The organism is Myroides sp. C4067 (genome assembly GCF_038039665.1).
Lineage (GTDB): Bacteria > Bacteroidota > Bacteroidia > Flavobacteriales > Flavobacteriaceae > Flavobacterium > Flavobacterium odoratimimum.
In genome coordinates this window covers 1-16668 of sequence record NZ_JBBPHJ010000042.1, presented here as the reverse complement: position 1 = coordinate 16668, position 16668 = coordinate 1, and the positions used below count along the sequence as shown (strand labels likewise).

The 16668-nt window shown below is 33.8% G+C and carries 13 protein-coding genes; 3 read left to right on the top strand and 10 right to left on the bottom strand.

All coding sequences use genetic code 11. From position 1 onward, the window contains the following. Positions 1-29: 29 nt before the first annotated feature. Entirely contained in the window at positions 30-1061 is a 1032-nt protein-coding gene (locus tag AABL87_RS17075) for a hypothetical protein (RefSeq protein ID WP_006265603.1), read from the bottom strand. 497 nt (positions 1062-1558) lie between these two features. Between AABL87_RS17075 and AABL87_RS17070 the strand changes: the two genes are divergently transcribed. Genes AABL87_RS17070 through AABL87_RS17060 form a run of 3 tightly spaced genes read left to right on the top strand, consistent with a single transcriptional unit; the run spans position 1559 to position 3328 of the window. Continuing rightward, on the top strand, positions 1559-2671 hold the full coding sequence (locus AABL87_RS17070; protein WP_006265604.1) for a DEAD/DEAH box helicase: 1113 nt from the start codon (positions 1559-1561) through the stop codon (positions 2669-2671). 24 nt (positions 2672-2695) lie between these two features. Next, entirely contained in the window at positions 2696-3124 is a 429-nt protein-coding gene (locus tag AABL87_RS17065; RefSeq protein WP_006258141.1) for a cold-shock protein, read from the top strand. Between the two features lie 12 nt (positions 3125-3136). After that, positions 3137-3328: a cold-shock protein gene (locus AABL87_RS17060; protein WP_006265605.1), complete on the top strand. Its 192-nt coding sequence runs from the start codon at positions 3137-3139 to the stop codon at positions 3326-3328. A 245-nt stretch (positions 3329-3573) separates the two neighbouring features. Here the strand turns inward: AABL87_RS17060 and AABL87_RS17055 are convergent, their stop codons facing one another. The 9 genes from AABL87_RS17055 to AABL87_RS17015 all read right to left on the bottom strand — a co-directional run. Continuing rightward, the gene (locus AABL87_RS17055; RefSeq protein WP_006265606.1) at positions 3574-4563 is read right to left on the bottom strand and encodes a hypothetical protein; all 990 of its coding nucleotides are present in this window, start codon (positions 4561-4563) and stop codon (positions 3574-3576) included. Positions 4564-4573: 10 nt separating this feature from the next. Continuing rightward, complete coding sequence (locus AABL87_RS17050; RefSeq protein ID WP_006265607.1) at positions 4574-6625, bottom strand: sensor histidine kinase; 2052 nt, start codon at positions 6623-6625, stop codon at positions 4574-4576. Positions 6626-7357: 732 nt separating this feature from the next. Then, a complete protein-coding gene (locus tag AABL87_RS17045; protein ID WP_006265608.1) occupies positions 7358-8242 on the bottom strand; it encodes a hypothetical protein in 885 nt (294 codons plus the stop codon). Positions 8243-8557: 315 nt separating this feature from the next. Next, positions 8558-8875, bottom strand: coding sequence for a hypothetical protein (locus AABL87_RS17040; RefSeq protein WP_006265609.1), 318 nt, complete (start codon positions 8873-8875; stop codon positions 8558-8560). Positions 8876-9114: 239 nt separating this feature from the next. Then, complete coding sequence (locus AABL87_RS17035; RefSeq protein WP_341277653.1) at positions 9115-11073, bottom strand: OmpA family protein; 1959 nt, start codon at positions 11071-11073, stop codon at positions 9115-9117. A gap of 29 nt (positions 11074-11102) precedes the next feature. Next, positions 11103-12035 carry a PorP/SprF family type IX secretion system membrane protein gene (locus AABL87_RS17030; RefSeq protein ID WP_006265611.1) on the bottom strand — a complete coding sequence of 311 codons (933 nt, stop codon included), beginning with the start codon at positions 12033-12035 and terminating at the stop codon, positions 11103-11105. 8 nt (positions 12036-12043) lie between these two features. Beyond that, positions 12044-13324 (bottom strand): gliding motility-associated C-terminal domain-containing protein, encoded by a 1281-nt coding sequence (locus tag AABL87_RS17025; RefSeq protein ID WP_006265612.1) that lies wholly within the window; start codon positions 13322-13324, stop codon positions 12044-12046. 1 nt (position 13325) lies between these two features. Continuing rightward, positions 13326-15377: a hypothetical protein gene (locus tag AABL87_RS17020; RefSeq protein ID WP_232297402.1), complete on the bottom strand. Its 2052-nt coding sequence runs from the start codon at positions 15375-15377 to the stop codon at positions 13326-13328. Positions 15378-15486: 109 nt separating this feature from the next. Continuing rightward, a partial coding sequence (locus AABL87_RS17015) for a hypothetical protein (RefSeq protein WP_341277652.1) occupies positions 15487-16668 on the bottom strand: 1182 nt, incomplete at its 5' end.

The window sequence follows — 16668 nt, the reverse complement described above, 5'->3', positions numbered from 1 at the left end:
TATTTATTCTCTACAATATTATCATATTCTCAGTTAGCAAATCTAAAGGTAATTCCCCACTCGTTTTCTTCTTCTAATATCACTTTATAGATTAGGTAGGCTTCTTGGTATTGATTTCTACGGGTTAAGAACTTAGCTTCTTCTAATAGTTTTTCTCTTTCTGTATGTACTCTAGCGCGGTAATTAGTTGCTTTTTGGCTAATGGTTCTATCTTGAACGTAAAAGCCTGCTACATTTACAGTAAGTTCTTCTCTTACATAGATATATTCAAATTCGCTTAGATACGTTGTTGCTAAAGAATATTTCTTCTCTTCAAGATACCCGTTGACCTTATCTAATAACACATAAGGATATGATGCGTGATAAGCTGTAGCTAAATCATACGGTCTGTAAGTATTACTGTATTTCTCTGTTCTAAAGATAAGGTGATTCGGGAATAGGTCTTCTCTCTGCGTGTATACTTTAGTCAAATAGTTTGCAAACTTTTTGGCTAGTTCTTTGGGTAAATCTGATACTCTTTTTTGTACCTTACTTTTGCTATAAGGAAGTGAACAGGTTCCTAATATATCCGATTGGCAATAGTAATCGAAGTGGTACATATAGCGTTTTCCGTTGTAAAGAACGATATAAGTAAGGGGCATTTGACTACCAAAATAGGGTCTACAGTAAAAAACAGGAATAAAAACCGCCTGAATATCGTCGTGTTCTTCAAACCAAATTCCCTCGTCATAAAACATCAGCATTTGGTTATCTGGAAGGCGTTCTCCGTAGTTTACACTTACTTTATTCTCTTCGTTAATCAGCTCTATAGAGATAATAGATTCGTATCCGTTTTTAGCAAAAATCCCCTTGCTATCATAGTTATTACAGGTCGCGCCTACTTTTATATATAGGCTATTCTCTCCATTGAGGTCACGCCAAAGTTTCACTACACTCACCTGATCCTCATCCACTTGCTGTCCCCATACCAGAGAGCTCATCAATACACAACAACAAATAATCCATCGTCTTACTAAGTCGTTATGCTGCTGTACTATTGTTAACCAAGATTTTGTTTTCATTCAAGTGATTTCTACTGATTCTATATGTTCTTCCAAATTTACTATTCTTCCTCAATATTGCTAAGGTCTTTTTGCTAAAAAGTGCATTTTCTTTCTTAAAGTAGCATCTTATTTGAATTGTTATTTCTCTAATTCGAAATAAATACTTCATTATTCGATTATTAGTTATACCTTTGTACCTGTATTATTAGTTAATAGATTTCTGCCTTAGTTATTCTAAAATTAAAAAGTTTTGAACTTTTCTTAATTTTACTTCCTTGGTCTTTACTTTATTTAACTCTTGATTCTTTTACAATTTCAATAGAAAGTAAAAGATGTTTCCCTGCTTATGCTCTTAGAGCTTTATTGCAAAAACAAAAGACCACTTACCTACGAAATATGAGTTTCTGATGCATAATAGAAAAACAAGTTCACTAGGATAGATAATACCAAAAGACTTTAAGACCTAATAGTTTTAAAGCATATAAAGATAAAAGAATAAGTACAGGCAATAATAAATGAACTTTAAAGATTTAGCATTAACACAAGAGATACAAACAGCATTAACTAAAATAGGTTATTCTACAGCTACTGAAATACAACAAAAAGCAATCCCTCCTATTCTGGAAGGAAAAGATGTAATCGGTACTGCTCAAACAGGTACAGGTAAAACTGCTGCTTTTGCTATTCCTATTTTACAAAAACTGCACTCTACTCCTAAATCTACAAAAGGTATAAGAGCCTTAATTTTAGTTCCTACAAGAGAATTAGCAATACAGGTAAAAGATAGTTTTTTAGACTATAGTACTGAGCTTGCTCTTAAAACAGTAACTTTATTCGGTGGTGTACCTCTTCCTCCTCAAGTAAGAGCGTTAAAACAACATCCCGAAATTATCGTGGCTACTCCTGGTCGACTATTGGATCTAATCAATCAAAAAATAGTAAAGCTTTCTAATCTAGAGATATTAGTATTAGATGAGGCTGATCAGATGCTTGATATGGGATTCATACACGATCTTAAAAAAATTCTTAAATTTGTTCCTACTAAAAGACAATCTCTGTTCTTCTCAGCTACAATGCCTAAAGAAATAGAGCAATTCGCTAGAACAATCGTCTACAAACCTGTAAAAATAGAAGTAGCTGCTGAGGTAATCACAGCAACAACTATCGAACAGCAAGTATACTATACGGAGAAAAAAGATAAGAAAGCGTTATTACACACTATCTTAAAGGAGAATACGGAGTCTACTCTTGTATTTACAAGAACGAAATACGAGGCTAATAACCTGGTAAAATACCTTCAAAAGGTCAATATGGTGGCGATGGCTATCCATGGAAATAAATCTCAAAGTGCTCGTGTTAAAGCATTAGATGATTTTAAAAATAAGAAAATCAATATCCTTATCGCAACAGATATTGCTGCAAGAGGAATAGATATAAGCAAACTTCCCTTTGTGATCAACTATGATATACCAGATAAACCAGAGACTTACGTTCATCGTATCGGTCGTACTGGACGAGCTGGAGTACAAGGGGTTGCCATGTGTTTTTGCACACCTGAACAACAAAAAGAGCTGAAGGATATTCAGCGATTTACAGGTATTAAAATGCAGGTAAAACAAGAAATTTAATATTAACTTAAAAACGCAATAAATATGGCTGATTCTTTTTCGAAAAAAGAGAAAAATAAAAAGAAAGCACAGAAAAGACAAGAGAAAGCATTAAAGAGAGAGGATCGTAAAGTAAACAACAACAAAGGGAAAGACCTTGAAGATATGTTGGTTTATGTAGACTACAATGGTAATCTAACAGACGTTCCGCCAGAAGAGCAAGACATCGAAGCAGCTAAAAGGGAACTTGAAGAGCGCTTAGCGGCAGCTTCTGCTCCAGATACTGAATGCACTGGAGTAGTGACTTATTTTAGCAGTAAAGGTTTCGGGTTTATAACTGAAGATGATTCAAAAGAAAACATCTTTGTACACAGTAGTCAGTCTAATCAGCCATTACAGCAAGGTGATAAAGTTACCTTCAAAAAAGAAAGAACTCCAAGAGGCCTAAGTGCCGTTGAAGTAAATAAAATTTAAATACTTAATATTATGCAAGAAGGAACAGTAAAATTCTTCAACGAAACTAAAGGTTTCGGTTTCATTACTCCAAATGATGGAGGACAAGACATTTTCGTACACACAACTGGTTTAAACGAGAGAGTTCGTGAGAACGATGCAGTAGTTTTCGAAGTTGAAAAAGGTAAAAAAGGATTAAACGCTGTTAACGTAAGAAGAGCTTAATTCATTTTTAATAGGTACGAATATTTTAATGTTCCTACTTATTAGATAAACTAAAAAAAGGCTAAACAAAATATTTTGTTTAGCCTTTTTTATTTATCGCACGGATTACAATTCCGCGCGAACTAGTATACTTTGTCTAGTGTGCGTGTACACCCCTACATTTTCCGGACGGATTGCAAATCCGCGCGAACTGGTGTACATGCCGTAGGCAACCGTAATTCCTAATTTTTACTTAAGTAAAGCGTCTACGTGTATTCTAAGCAAATAACTGCTTTATTTAATTCTTTATTATAAAACAGGTATACGCTATCCGCTCCATACTGCTGGAAAAGATACCCTGTAAAACGCCCTATATAAGTAAAGATATTCCCTTCTGCGTCATAAGGTAGATTTGTAAGATTTGTAGAGTCTTCAAATTGCATTGCTTCTTCAAAGCTAATTTCACACTCCTCTAAACAATCTTTATCTTCTTTACTCTGAAATTGGATATCGTCTAGGATACCTGCTATCTCAGGATATTGAATGTACTCTAGGTTATCTTCTACTCCTTTTTCTAGACTTTCCATCGTTTCGATTTTAGTCGAGTAGTTGCCTATTGTCATCGGATATATCTTACCATGCTTGTGATAATACGCTTTAGCAAGCTCATAAGTCTTCGTATTTAGCTTATACGCTCCTATTACACTATCATAATCAGATTCGCTAGCTTCCTTTTCAAAACGATCTAGAAGGCTTTCTACAAGTCCTTGATCTGAGTCTGGTGTTATAAAAAATGTGTGTTTACTCTTTAGCTTATTTCTAAAATCAGGAGATGTGGTTGATTCAAATTGTACTAACCAAGTATCTAAATCCTCTACTGTCTGAATATTAACTCTATTGGCTCTGTATTTTGCTACCATTTCTTGATTTTGAGGAATAGTCCCCTCTTGAATCATCTTTTCGTAGACAAAATAATTCCAATCCCCTGTAAAACAGTACTTATTTCCTATCACATCAAAACCTATCATATCTTCCTTACAATACTCTGAATGATACTCCTTGGTTTCTTGTCCTACACATCCATCGTAAATCTCTTTTACAGATACAAAGTGTAACCATTGATCTTGATCTGGGTATATACATTTTAAATTAATAGAACAAATCGGTAAAAAATGTTTGCTGTACTGTGAAAGATCTCCTTCAAATACTTGATCGTACTCAGGAAAATACTTTATTAATTGAGGTTCTACTATCATGGTGACCTATCTATGTTTTAGTTTGTTTTACTTTAAAAATTACTTCTGTACCTAAGTTTATTTTAGAAAACACATGGAGTTCTGAGGCTAATGTTAATGCTCTTTCTTTCATATTCTGAATACCTATTCCTCCTCTAGGAACCTTCACATCAAAACCGATTCCATTATCCTTTATTCGAACAGTTATTCCTTCTTTATCCCCTACAAAGCTTATGGTACAAAGTGAAGCTTTTGAATATTTATTAACATTGTGAATAGCCTCTCTAATAATAAAATAAGTATGGACTTTCTCCATAGCGGTTAACTCTTCTAAATAGTCAGAATCACTACATTCTAAATTAAATATAGTATCCCATTTATTTTTTTGAAGTGATGCTAGATCTTCAATCAAACTTATAAATTTAGTTTCGCCAAACAATTCATTATTTATCAACGAGTGTGATAGTCCTCTGGTTGATTTCTCTAAATATTCTAATTCAGTAATCAAAGTATTCTTTAGACTTTCATTTTCTGTTTGTAACTGTTGAAGATTAAAACGAATTGTAAAAATATTATTAACTATTCCATCGTGAAGATCTTTAGCAATTCTATTTGTAACTGATTGCTTCACTTCAGTGGCGATTGCACTTTTCTCTAAGATCAATTGATAAATACTTTCATTCGCTTCTTTTTGTTCTGTTATGAAGTTTAATTCTCTATTTTTATTTCTCAGTCTATAAATAAATACTCCAGCAGAAAGTCCTAAAATAATAATTAGACTAGTCACTACAATCAACAAAACCGCATTTCTAAGTTCATTATTTTCAGTTACCACCTTCTCTGTTTCATACGCTATTCTAGCGAAACGGTTACGAGTTGTATAATCTTGTTCTTCTAAAGCCTTATTAAGCTCAATAATTTGCTTTACTTGATTTTTGTTCTCGTATTCTTGATGTGATAGCAAAAACTCTAATGCTGTACGCTGAGCAACCTTAATGTCTCTATCCTTTGAAAGTTGATAAGATTTTTCTGCCCATTCAAAGGCTTTAACACTATCGCGAATAGCAATATACAATCCTGCTGCACTCATAGCCTGCTCATTTGCAGCAAAATAATTACTAATTTCTAATGAGTGAGCGTAGGTATCCTCTATCTTGGTTATAAAACTTCTTTCTTTAGCTCCGATTTCCTTGTTGTGTGTTACCGCAAGCATCAAATCAGATTTAGCCATATTAGCCTCTAAAAAATCTAATATAATTGGAGTTGTTTCTGCCCACTTATAAACCAATCCTGCTGCTGCATAATCATATGCCTCCTTATAATCTTTTCTAAAATAAGCCAATTCAGAAAGATTATAATACAACATCATTAAAGCATCTGACAGTTTACCACGATCTAGTATTTTATTCTTATTAAACTCCTTTTTCATCAAGGCCAATGCTGTAAGCAAATAACTCTTAGCCGATGCAAAATCTTGACGTTCAAGCAAACACAATGCCATCATCTGATTCGCTTCAAAAGGTATTGGGTTAAGAGGATATCTCTCTAGAATACGCAAAGCATTAGCTACCTTAACCTCGCTTTCCATAACCAATCCTTTTTCGAATAGCAATCGAGCCTGATAGAACTCCATTTCACCTATTTTCATCGAATCACCTAATTCTTTATAGACATTCTCTGCTTTGATGTAATAGTAATAAGTACTATCCATAATACCTAAGTCGTGATAGTACATTCCAACGTCATTATAGATATTAGCAAGCATATACTCATCCGATTTGGCTTCTGCAAAACCAATAGCCTTTCTAGTCAGTTTTAAAAATGAAATAGAATCACGCGTCCATCTAAGCTCACTTAACACACTATCTATGATAATTCTATTATCAGCAGTATTCTTTAAGCTAAGTGCCCTATCTACTGCTGGTTTAAGCACCTGTGCTAAGCTATCTTTATAATCGTTGTCATACCATACTGCATATAGTTGATCATAATCAGTCTTACTCACAATTTTAGACCGATTACAATTCACTAATAACAATGCAAATACAACAAATAGAAAATTAATTTGGCGAAGTTTTTTCATATCAGTTTGTATAAATACATCACAAATGTAAACAATGAAATTTGAAATTTTACCATTGTTTAAGTAATGCGAACTTATTTTTTATAAAATTCACCAATTACAGATATCATATTATAACACTAATTATTAGATAGTTGCGCTCTAGCACAATCCAAGCCTACCTAACTGAGTAGGTTCTATTTTTAGAAAATGTGATAAACCTGAGGAAACAAGAATATTTACAATGAAGTATATATATAAAAATACTCCCTAATCAGAATTGGAAGCCTGACTAGGGAGTGAGTCATCAAATAACAGATTTTGATAACGGTGCAATATTACTACCTTTTGAATAAATATGCAATATTTTTAATACTATTTTTTATAAAAATTAACACAAAACAGCTAATAAAACAATAGAAAACTCATTAACAGACACTTATATTATAATTTGCAAAAATCAAGATAAGATATATACCAAAAAAATACTCCCTAATCAGAATTGGAAGCCTGACTAGGGAGCGAGTCATCAAATAACAGATTTTGATAACAGTGCAATATTACTACTTTTCCAGTAAATACAAGCAATTAAGCGCATTTTTTTTCAAAAAAAACATAACTTATATAAAACACTTATAACGAATGTTTTAAAAACAAAAAAGAGCTTTAACCCAAAGGCTAAAGCTCTTTTTTATGTAATAGGATTCCCGTTTCACTATTTATTTAGGCTTAAAAACATCAAATACATGCTTATTATGATGTAAATCCTAACTGTATTAAACTATCTTGTTGGACTAATTCTCCACTACTCTTATACACACTAGTAGTATCTGTAGCCTTGTCTAATACTTCATAAAAATCTAATTTACCTTCTTTGTAAAAATAAAAGTATTCATCCTCTTCTCCGATACAAGTCTTGTCAGTTAAAACGCCATCTTGATAAGTTAACGAACATCTATACCCTTTCTCTATAAAGAACTCTTCTGTTAACACCCCTTTATTATTAAAAAACTGTGTACGCTCATTTAAGATGTCTTTTATCTTCTGTATATTTCCATTTCGATAGTAAACTTTATGAGATTGGTTAATATTGTCTTCTATACTCTCTAAAGATTCATCATCGTAATAACTATAAAAAATAGTATTCTGATCTACTTCTAAATCAAAATGGATAACTTGTTTATTCACTAATTTGTTTTGTTCAAACACTTCAACTGTAAAAATTCTATTTTCTAATGAAAATCTTGAAGTAATAACCTCTTGTTCTTTTACAGCCCCTTCTACAGCTATTCCTTTGACAAAAATTAAATCAAATAGGCTATCATTTACCTTACTTTTCAATCTGCATTGACCATCTAACAATCCTGACTCTCCAACACAAAACTCTCCATAAAAAAAACTATTATCAATAATATACCCTCCTTTATCTAAAACTATTTGTTCCGTTTGGATTGCTTTTTCGTAATACTCACAAAGTTCCTGTTGGGTATAGTTTTTACATTCTTCTGAATGAAGTCTTTGGTAGAGATCATAATTAACTAAACGTTGAACTATAATTTCTGCCCCACAGTACACTTCATCTATATCGAAGAAGTATGACTGATCTAAAGTGATATATTGCTGTAGTTTTTTATTCATAATGATAATAAAACAATAAATTTAACAAATTGTTTTATGCTGTCTTTTTTTGATTTACTCACCTTCTTTTCTATACTCCTTATCAATTCATAGGCAAAAAAGCAAAACAAAGACGACTAATATATTAACAAAACTAAAACATTTTATTCAATAAATAATATTTAAAAATGATAATTATCAAAAAATACAATTATTTTTTGTCTCTAGTCTATTTACTTTCTCTCTATCCAAGTACTTATTCCTTATTTTTAACAGAATATATCACATTTTTTATAGCTCGTTTTCCCTTTATTTAACCCAGATTAAGCTAGTTTTCTAATTCTTTTTACCTCCATTTACTTTCTTATCTAACCTACTCCAAATAGCAAAAAGAAGAACTACTAAAATAGCATAACTCGTTAACCAAGAAAGAACAGGAGACTGAAGAAAGAAATAAAACAATACTGCGATTAAAAATACTAAAGGATATAACATCACCAATACACAGAATGTTTTAGAAACAATATTATTCCAATAATACATTCCTTTTAATTCTTTTGGTCTCGGTGACGCCAACGACATCAAAGAGGGAACAAACATTACTAGACTCCCTAAAAATACAAGACTAACTACAATCCACAATGCTATTTCCATACAAATACTTCTTTTAGGACACAAACTTACAAGAACAAGACCGATGTTGTCCCATCACTTAGGTGATTTTTTACAATACTACTTAAACTAAAAACCACCTAAACTAAAAAAGCTCCCTTTTCAGGGAGCTTCTTAGGCTAATACTGTTGTTTTAGATCCAACAGCGGGATCGGTCGAAAAAAAAATGTTTTGTTGTTGAACATTATTATTGATAATAGTTATCACAGACAAGAGCTAACTTAAAGCTCTATAACGATAAACTCGCTACGTCTGTTTAACTGATGTTCCTCTACGCTACATGGTACTCCATTGCTACATTTATTCTGTAGCTGTGTCTCTCCATATCCTTCTCCTGTAATTCTACTTCTCTCAATGCCTTGATTCACCATCCACTCTACCGTAGACTTCGCTCTGCGATCTGATAACTTAAGGTTGTAGTCATCATTTCCTCTACTGTCAGTATGTGAGCGAACATCTATCTTCATCGTTGGGTATTCTTTTAATACCTCTACTACTTTGATTAGCTCTGCTGCTGCATCTGGGCGAATATTAGATTTGTCAAAGTCGAAGTAAATAGGATTTAGCTTAAGCTTCTTAAATAAGTCATCGTTTACTATCACTGGTTCTAAAGTCTTCTCTAGTCCGATATCTACTCGTTTTACTCCTTGTTGACGTTCTACGATAAATACAACTTCAACTGTATTATACTCTTCTTTCTCAGCTTTAATACGGTATTTCCCTCCACAATCTAATAAATTAGACAGATAATATCCTTTTGCATCTGTGATTATTGTATCTGCCTGCTGATAAAGAGCATCTGATAAAATCACTCTAGCATTAACTAATGGCTCTTTAGTCACCTTGTCATACACTATTCCTTCAAGGGCTTGCTTACAAGGTTTTTCTTTAAAGAAATAAATATCATCTCCTCCACTAGCCCCTGGTCTATTAGAACTTACAAATCCCTTGTGAGATTTGCTGTCTATATACAAACCGAAATCGTCAGATGGGCTGTTAATTGGCGTTCCCATATTAGCAACTTGACCAATGCTTCCATCTACATTAATCTTAGCTACAAACATATCTAATCCTCCTAATCCAGGATGACCATCTGATGCAAAAAACAAGAAGTAGTCTTCTGATATAAATGGAAAAGTTTCTCTACCTGCTGTATTTACTTTAGCACCGATATTCTCTACATTGCCATATTCTCCTGTAGGATAAATAGCTACTCTAAAGATATCTGATTGCCCCAATGTTCCTTTTCTGTCTGAAGAAAAATAAAGCCACTTACCATCCGGTGTCAAACTAGGATGGGCTGTATTGAAATAATCCGAGTTAAACGGAAGTTCCAATACTTGTCCCCACAAGCCATCCTCGCCTTTAGTGGCTTTATATATTTTTAATAAAGAAGATTTGTCCTTATTGTTTCTTCTCTTTCCTTTTTCACTAGAGTTATTTCTAGTGAAATACATCGTATTACCATCCTTTGTAAAGACAGCTGTTGCATCATTTACTCTAGAACTTATTTCTTTAGCGAACTGCTTAGGCTCTGAGAAAGTCCCGTCAACGTTAATTGTACTACTGTACAAGGCTGTAAAACTCTCATTAGTCCACTCATGAATAGCCTTATCTACTTCTTGATTACGAGCTGATGTAAAAATTAATTCATTGCCTAATATAGCAGCTCCATAATCCGAATAAGTAGTATTAATATCCAAAGCTTTAAGATCATATACATCCTTCTTATCCTCTATCTTTTGCAAATAGTCTTTATTCTCTTGAAAAAGTTGTGCTCTAGAATCATTAGCTTCCAATCTGGAAAACTCTTCCATCTTTTGCTTAGACTTGTCATAACTCTCAACAGATTTAAGCGTCTGTGCATAACGATAGTAATATTCTGATGGAATTGGCTCTTTTCCTTTATCCTCATACTCTCCATCGAATAGTGTTTCATACCACTTATTAGCCTCAGGTAACTTTCCATTAAAATAATAAGCGTCGGCTAACTTCTTTAGCATATCTGCATTAGTATATCCCTTATTTGCGATGCGCTCATAGATCTTGATTGCATCTACATAAGCCTGAGTTTGATATTCTTTATCCGCTTTCTTCTCTGCTACCCTCTGAGCTTGAGCATTTACCCCTGCCAAAAGTAATAGACCAAATAAGCTTATTTTCAATAGCTGTTTTCTCATAGTTTCTCTTTCTTTATAGCTTATTTTCCTTAGAAGAATCGCGGCGCATTAATTGTGCTACGACGGTTAAATAGTTCAAATCTTAAGAAGATCTCATGCGAGCCTGAATTATAGTGACGAAGTGCTGTAGTATCAAAATCATAAGAATAACCTACAAATAGATTTTCATTGACTTGGAATCCTGCCAAGGCGCTCACTGAAGCATCCCAACGATAAGCTCCTCCTAATGTAAACTTGTCATAGAACAAAAAGTTAGCTGTTAAATCTACTTGTAATGGTGCGCCACTTACAGCCTTAACTAAAGCGGCTGGTTTAAATAAAATTTCTTGACTTAAATCAAATACATACCCTCCCATTAAATAGAAGTGCATCTTTTGACGCATCGTCGTGATATCATTATCATCATAGCGATCTGTAGTCAAAAAGTTCGGAACTGATAACCCTACATACGCTTTATCAGAGTATAAATAAACCCCTGCTCCAATATTAGGATTAAACTTGTTGTTTAGATTCTCTTGGCTTACAGGATCAGTAGGATTGTGGATATTAAGTTTTGTATAATCAACACTTAATAAATTAGCTGTCCCTTTCAAACCAAAGGCTAATTTGTAATTCTCATTTAAGTCAATAGCATAAGCTAAATCTACAGAGATATTATTCTCATCCATTGCTCCAATGCGGTCATTGGTAAAGTTCACTCCTAGCCCTAACCCACTTTCTCCAAGAGGTGTAGACACAGACACATTCGCTGTCTTAGGTGCTCCCTCTAGCCCTACCCACTGCGTTCTATACATCCCAAACACGTTCAGTGTCCCACGACTCCCTGCATAAGCTGGGTTGATCATATTAGCATTATACATATACTGGGTATACTGCGGATCTTGCTGAGCTTGCATAGTTTGGAAGCAGCCTATTAACAATAGACTGATTCCAATTTTTTTTATATTTTTTTGAATACTCATAACTCTTCTTACTTATTACTTTCTAACTGTAGATACCCTGATTTCTTAATCATACGTGAACCATGCTTATCTTTATACTCATAAGTAACAATATAAAAGTATGCTCCTGTTGGTAGTTTCTCATTTTTACTAATGGTCACTCGACCATCTGAATATCCTCTAAAGACATTACCTGCACTGTCATAATTATGTGTATCAAACACCTTCACTCCCCAACGGTTGTAAATTTCTACTGTGTTATTAGGGAATCTGTTGATATTATCTATAATAAAGTAATCATTCTTACCGTCTTCATCAGGCGTTACAAGGTTATAAATAACGATATCTCCATCTAAGATTAGGTCTGCCTTCACAGTAGCTAATGTAAAGAATCCGTACCCCTTCACACTCGTTGGTGTCGTGATCTCTTTTTTCTCCACATCCACTACTCCTCCTTCGTCTACCCAAAGCTGTTGCTTAGCATCCCAACGTACAATGTGTAAATCCTTCTCTGGATTTACTAATAACTCTTTTGGTGTAGTACGCTCATCCCAACTTAACGTCAGCATGATATCTCCTTTGCTGTTATCTCTTCCTTTATCTACTGTCCAGTACTCGCGCTCATCTAGTAAGTTAATCACTCCTGACTTTGCACTACGCGCTCTAAAGAAGTCCTTATCATCTAAGTTATACTTCCCTTGATACGCATCTTTCACATTCTCTGGCGCTGTAATTCTAGCATAGCGATACAGTCCTTTATCTCCCTTAGGATATTGAAACTCCTCATTACCTATCTTCTCTACATAACCTTCAGCATGACTTTTATCTGTTGGATGAAGTGCTTTTGCTCCCTGATGGAAGGTTAACATCCCTACTAATGAATCGACCTTAATAATACCATCTTTAAAATCTACACTACCATGTACATTCGCTTCATTTTTTAAATCAAAAGCTACTACAGGTTCTGCGTTATCTAGTACAACATGATAAAAATCTGAAGGTTTACTACCTGAGATAAGTTGCTTCCCTTTTTGATCTTCGTATTTTGTGAAGACTGCTTTGGATTTAATAGCATTATTCTTGTGGTAATAAAGATTATCATTATTAAAATTATTGTAATAATAAACATCTCCATTGTGTTCCATTACTCCAGACTCTGTATTTGTAAAATCGTAAATAGTCGAAAGTACTCCTTCTTCTGCAACTGAGAACTTACCAAGATTAACTAATACCTGATCTTTTTTCTCTTTCTGTGCAATACCAGGCAAACTAACTAAAAGTCCTCCTAGTAATATTATTTCCTTTTTCATACTACTTCTTTCTTCTTATTGTTTTGTTAGTAGTGGTTGGATTAGTAATAATCAGAGGTGTTTTACAACTATCTTGTTCAGTAATCACTTTCACTATACTAGAAGATTCACAATCACCAGTAGTTATAGTCCATTTAAATTCATAAACCCCTGTTAGATCCATACCTGCAACAATTGTTCTTGGACTAGTGGCATCACTAAATGTAGGTATCATACCTACAGGGGCAGACTCTACTGTCCATTTACCTTGACCTAAACCAGGGTCATTTGCCACTAATACAGTTCTAGATCTACAAAAAACATCCTCTTGATTACTCCCTGCATTAGCCCCGATTTGTTCAGAGACTATAACTTTAAAAGTAGTCTCTCGAGATGCTTGAGAACACGCATATTCCTGTTCTAAAACCCAATCAACACTATTTATATACCCTTGAGCTTTTACCTTAAAGACATATTCTCCTGGCTTATCAAGATTACGAATAATAGTTGATGTACTTTTTAGATTCCTATTATCAGTTATCTCATACTCAGGTGTTGATGAATTCATAGGTTTAGAAACGACTGTAAAATGATATACACCACTATAATTTCCTGCAAGATAATTTGGATTTATTACCTCTTGGAATACCTCAGGTAATTGTATAGTTGCATTTACCGTCCCAGATCCTGGATAACAAACTGTTACATCCTCTATCTTAATATCTTTTCGATTACCATCAGATATATGGATAAAATAAGTGCCTGGTAAAGCACAATCACCATTTCTTATAGTAAAACTAATCGCATAGGTACCAACTCTCCACCCACCAACTGGAGGTGTTACTTTTAACATTCTTTGTCTTTGTCCCTCTCCAGATATAACCAAGCTAGGGGCTTGCTCTCCTGGATAAGAACCTCCATAAAACGTAGCAGTTGTTGTGGTTGTTACTGGATCATCTTTTTCATTAATCTTAAAATAAACTTCAACAGGTGTGTTTGTTCCTTCAAAACCACAAAGAAGTTCTCCTGCACTTCCTCCATAAGAATATCCACTATTCTGCTCAGGATGAGCTGAATCAACAAAATTTAAATTACCAGGTTTTATACCTGTTTTTGTATAAGTTAATTCAGGGGTTGTAAAGGTTCCTGCTGCATTACTAACAGTTAAAGTAAACTTATAGGTTCCTATAGCACTAGTTTTAAACTCAATATTTTTTGTATCAAAACCTGTAAAAGTTAGATTACCTCCAATAGGCTGACTAATTATATTCATTGACACAGTTGTGCCAAAACTTGGATTTCCAGATACATTAGGGTGTTTTGTTCCGAATATTGGAGATCCTGCTTCAAAATCAAGATAAACATATTCATCTACCAAACTATCTCCACACCCTGACTTTGATTTTACCTTGATAAAAGGATTGGGAATAAACCTAACTACAACAGATTTTTCATAACTACAATTTGGGTTAAATTTCGAAGTTATTTTAAAGAAAAATCTATAGGCCGGATCTACATCATGATCTGCTTTTTTAATTAAACTAAACACAGGATTAGCAATATTTGTACTACTAAGCTGTCCATTTTCTGAATTTATTCGACCATATCTTTCCTTATTATAGATATTCTCAAACCTCCACTCTCCAGTAAACCCTTCAGGTATTACCCCATTTAGATTAACACTACCCACACTTGCAAAAACATCAACAATATCAGTTCCTGCACTAAACGATGATACATCTCCAGAGGAAGTAATCTTTACATCTGAGTAAGATGATCCTGTTTGAGTAACTTTAGTTAACCTAAAAGTATAAACACCAGGTTTATTCATCCCTGTAATACCTGGTGTTAAAATACTTGGATTACTAATCACTGGATCTGTTGCTCCAGAAGGTTTATTAAGAACAGACCAAGTTAATCCTGTAGTCTCTCCATCTGTTGTACCTTTTAGATTATAAGTAGTTCCACAGATAGTAGCATCTCCTCCGGCATTAACAGTTGATTGACCATAACCTACAGTTGTACTTACAAATACAAATACTAGATAAAGTAGATACTTATTTATATATTTCATACAATTCATATTCTTATAATTATTTTAAAAAATAATTCTACATTTTAAATAACATTCATTTTATTTCTAGACTTATCTAATCAAAGACAAGCCTAGAAAAAATGTGTATTTAATTATCATTTCTAACAGAGAATACAATATTCATAAATGTTCCTACAGTTACATCTGCATTTTGCTTCAGCTTATAAGTTAATACCCCATCGTCATCAACAGCTACACTATCAAAAACAGTAGTATCAACCCATGTAATGAAATAATCTAACTCAGATTTTGGCAATACTGGTAAACTTGTATTCTTACCAAGGTTTGAAGTAACTGGAGTTCCGAATTGCTTCACATAACGCCCATATAAATCTATTTTACCAGTTAATGAGCTATCATCAAAAGTATCTCCTGCTAAGCTACCTGATCCTACAGCATCCATCTGCTTTAAACTAGTAGGAATAACGATAGAAGGCATATAGAAGAACTTCGGCATTGTAGCTTTTAAAGCTTTAATAACATCTCCATTATTATCCACTGCTAATAAGCGTTGAGTCTGTTGATCCTGTACATTCTTCTTATCTAATCCACTCAAAGCTAAAGTACTTGTACTTGTCGTTACAATCTCAGTAGCTTTTAATAGAGTACCACCTAACTGAACATTCGTTCCCGTTTTAGTTAATCCATTATCAGCTGTGATAACTTCTCCTACTTTTGATTTATCCTCCCATTTTGGTTTTCCAGTAGAATCAGTCACTAATACTTGATTGTTTCCTCCATCAGCCATATCAATTGGTTGAATCGTTCCATCTTTAATTTTAGTAGATGTAATAGATTCATCTTTTACTCTAAGACTCGTTTCAACCAATACAGCTTTCACTCCTCCAGAAACAATTTCTATTGTTGGTTCTGTATCAGCTGCTTTAAGATCTTTAGCATTTAATACATTAGTTACATCTATACTAGGTGTTCCTGCTACCCATTCTGTTCCATTATACACTAATGCTTGACCATTAGTACTTGGAACTGTCTGATTAACTGGCTTTCCTTTTAATGATGTTAACTTATTGTCATTTGCTGGTCCTGTTACATCTCCTGATAAGTTTAGCTTAGATACATCTGTATTTACGATATAAGGATTATCTTCAGAACCTTCGCCTGTAATCGTAATAGCTGTACCAGCAGTAGTTTTACCTCCAATACCATCTTTTCCATCAATACCATTCTTAACCGTTACAGTTCCACCTGCACCATCCGTAATAGTAGCTGACCCATCTGGATTTGGAGTTACTGTTACTGATTTACCATC

Excerpts from the sequence above, each read along its gene's own strand:
- AABL87_RS17040 (WP_006265609.1), bottom strand. The coding sequence starts at position 8,875 with ATGGAAATAGCATTGTGGATTGTAGTTAGTCTTGTATTTTTAGGGAGT.
- AABL87_RS17075 (WP_006265603.1), bottom strand. The coding sequence starts at position 1,061 with ATGAAAACAAAATCTTGGTTAACAATAGTACAGCAGCATAACGACTTA.
- AABL87_RS17020 (WP_232297402.1), bottom strand. The coding sequence starts at position 15,377 with ATGAAATATATAAATAAGTATCTACTTTATCTAGTATTTGTATTTGTA.
- AABL87_RS17070 (WP_006265604.1), top strand. The coding sequence starts at position 1,559 with ATGAACTTTAAAGATTTAGCATTAACACAAGAGATACAAACAGCATTA.
- AABL87_RS17055 (WP_006265606.1), bottom strand. The coding sequence starts at position 4,563 with ATGATAGTAGAACCTCAATTAATAAAGTATTTTCCTGAGTACGATCAA.
- AABL87_RS17065 (WP_006258141.1), top strand. The coding sequence starts at position 2,696 with ATGGCTGATTCTTTTTCGAAAAAAGAGAAAAATAAAAAGAAAGCACAG.
- AABL87_RS17030 (WP_006265611.1), bottom strand. The coding sequence starts at position 12,035 with ATGAGTATTCAAAAAAATATAAAAAAAATTGGAATCAGTCTATTGTTA.
- AABL87_RS17035 (WP_341277653.1), bottom strand. The coding sequence starts at position 11,073 with ATGAGAAAACAGCTATTGAAAATAAGCTTATTTGGTCTATTACTTTTG.
- AABL87_RS17050 (WP_006265607.1), bottom strand. The coding sequence starts at position 6,625 with ATGAAAAAACTTCGCCAAATTAATTTTCTATTTGTTGTATTTGCATTG.
- AABL87_RS17045 (WP_006265608.1), bottom strand. The coding sequence starts at position 8,242 with ATGAATAAAAAACTACAGCAATATATCACTTTAGATCAGTCATACTTC.
- AABL87_RS17060 (WP_006265605.1), top strand. The coding sequence starts at position 3,137 with ATGCAAGAAGGAACAGTAAAATTCTTCAACGAAACTAAAGGTTTCGGT.
- AABL87_RS17025 (WP_006265612.1), bottom strand. The coding sequence starts at position 13,324 with ATGAAAAAGGAAATAATATTACTAGGAGGACTTTTAGTTAGTTTGCCT.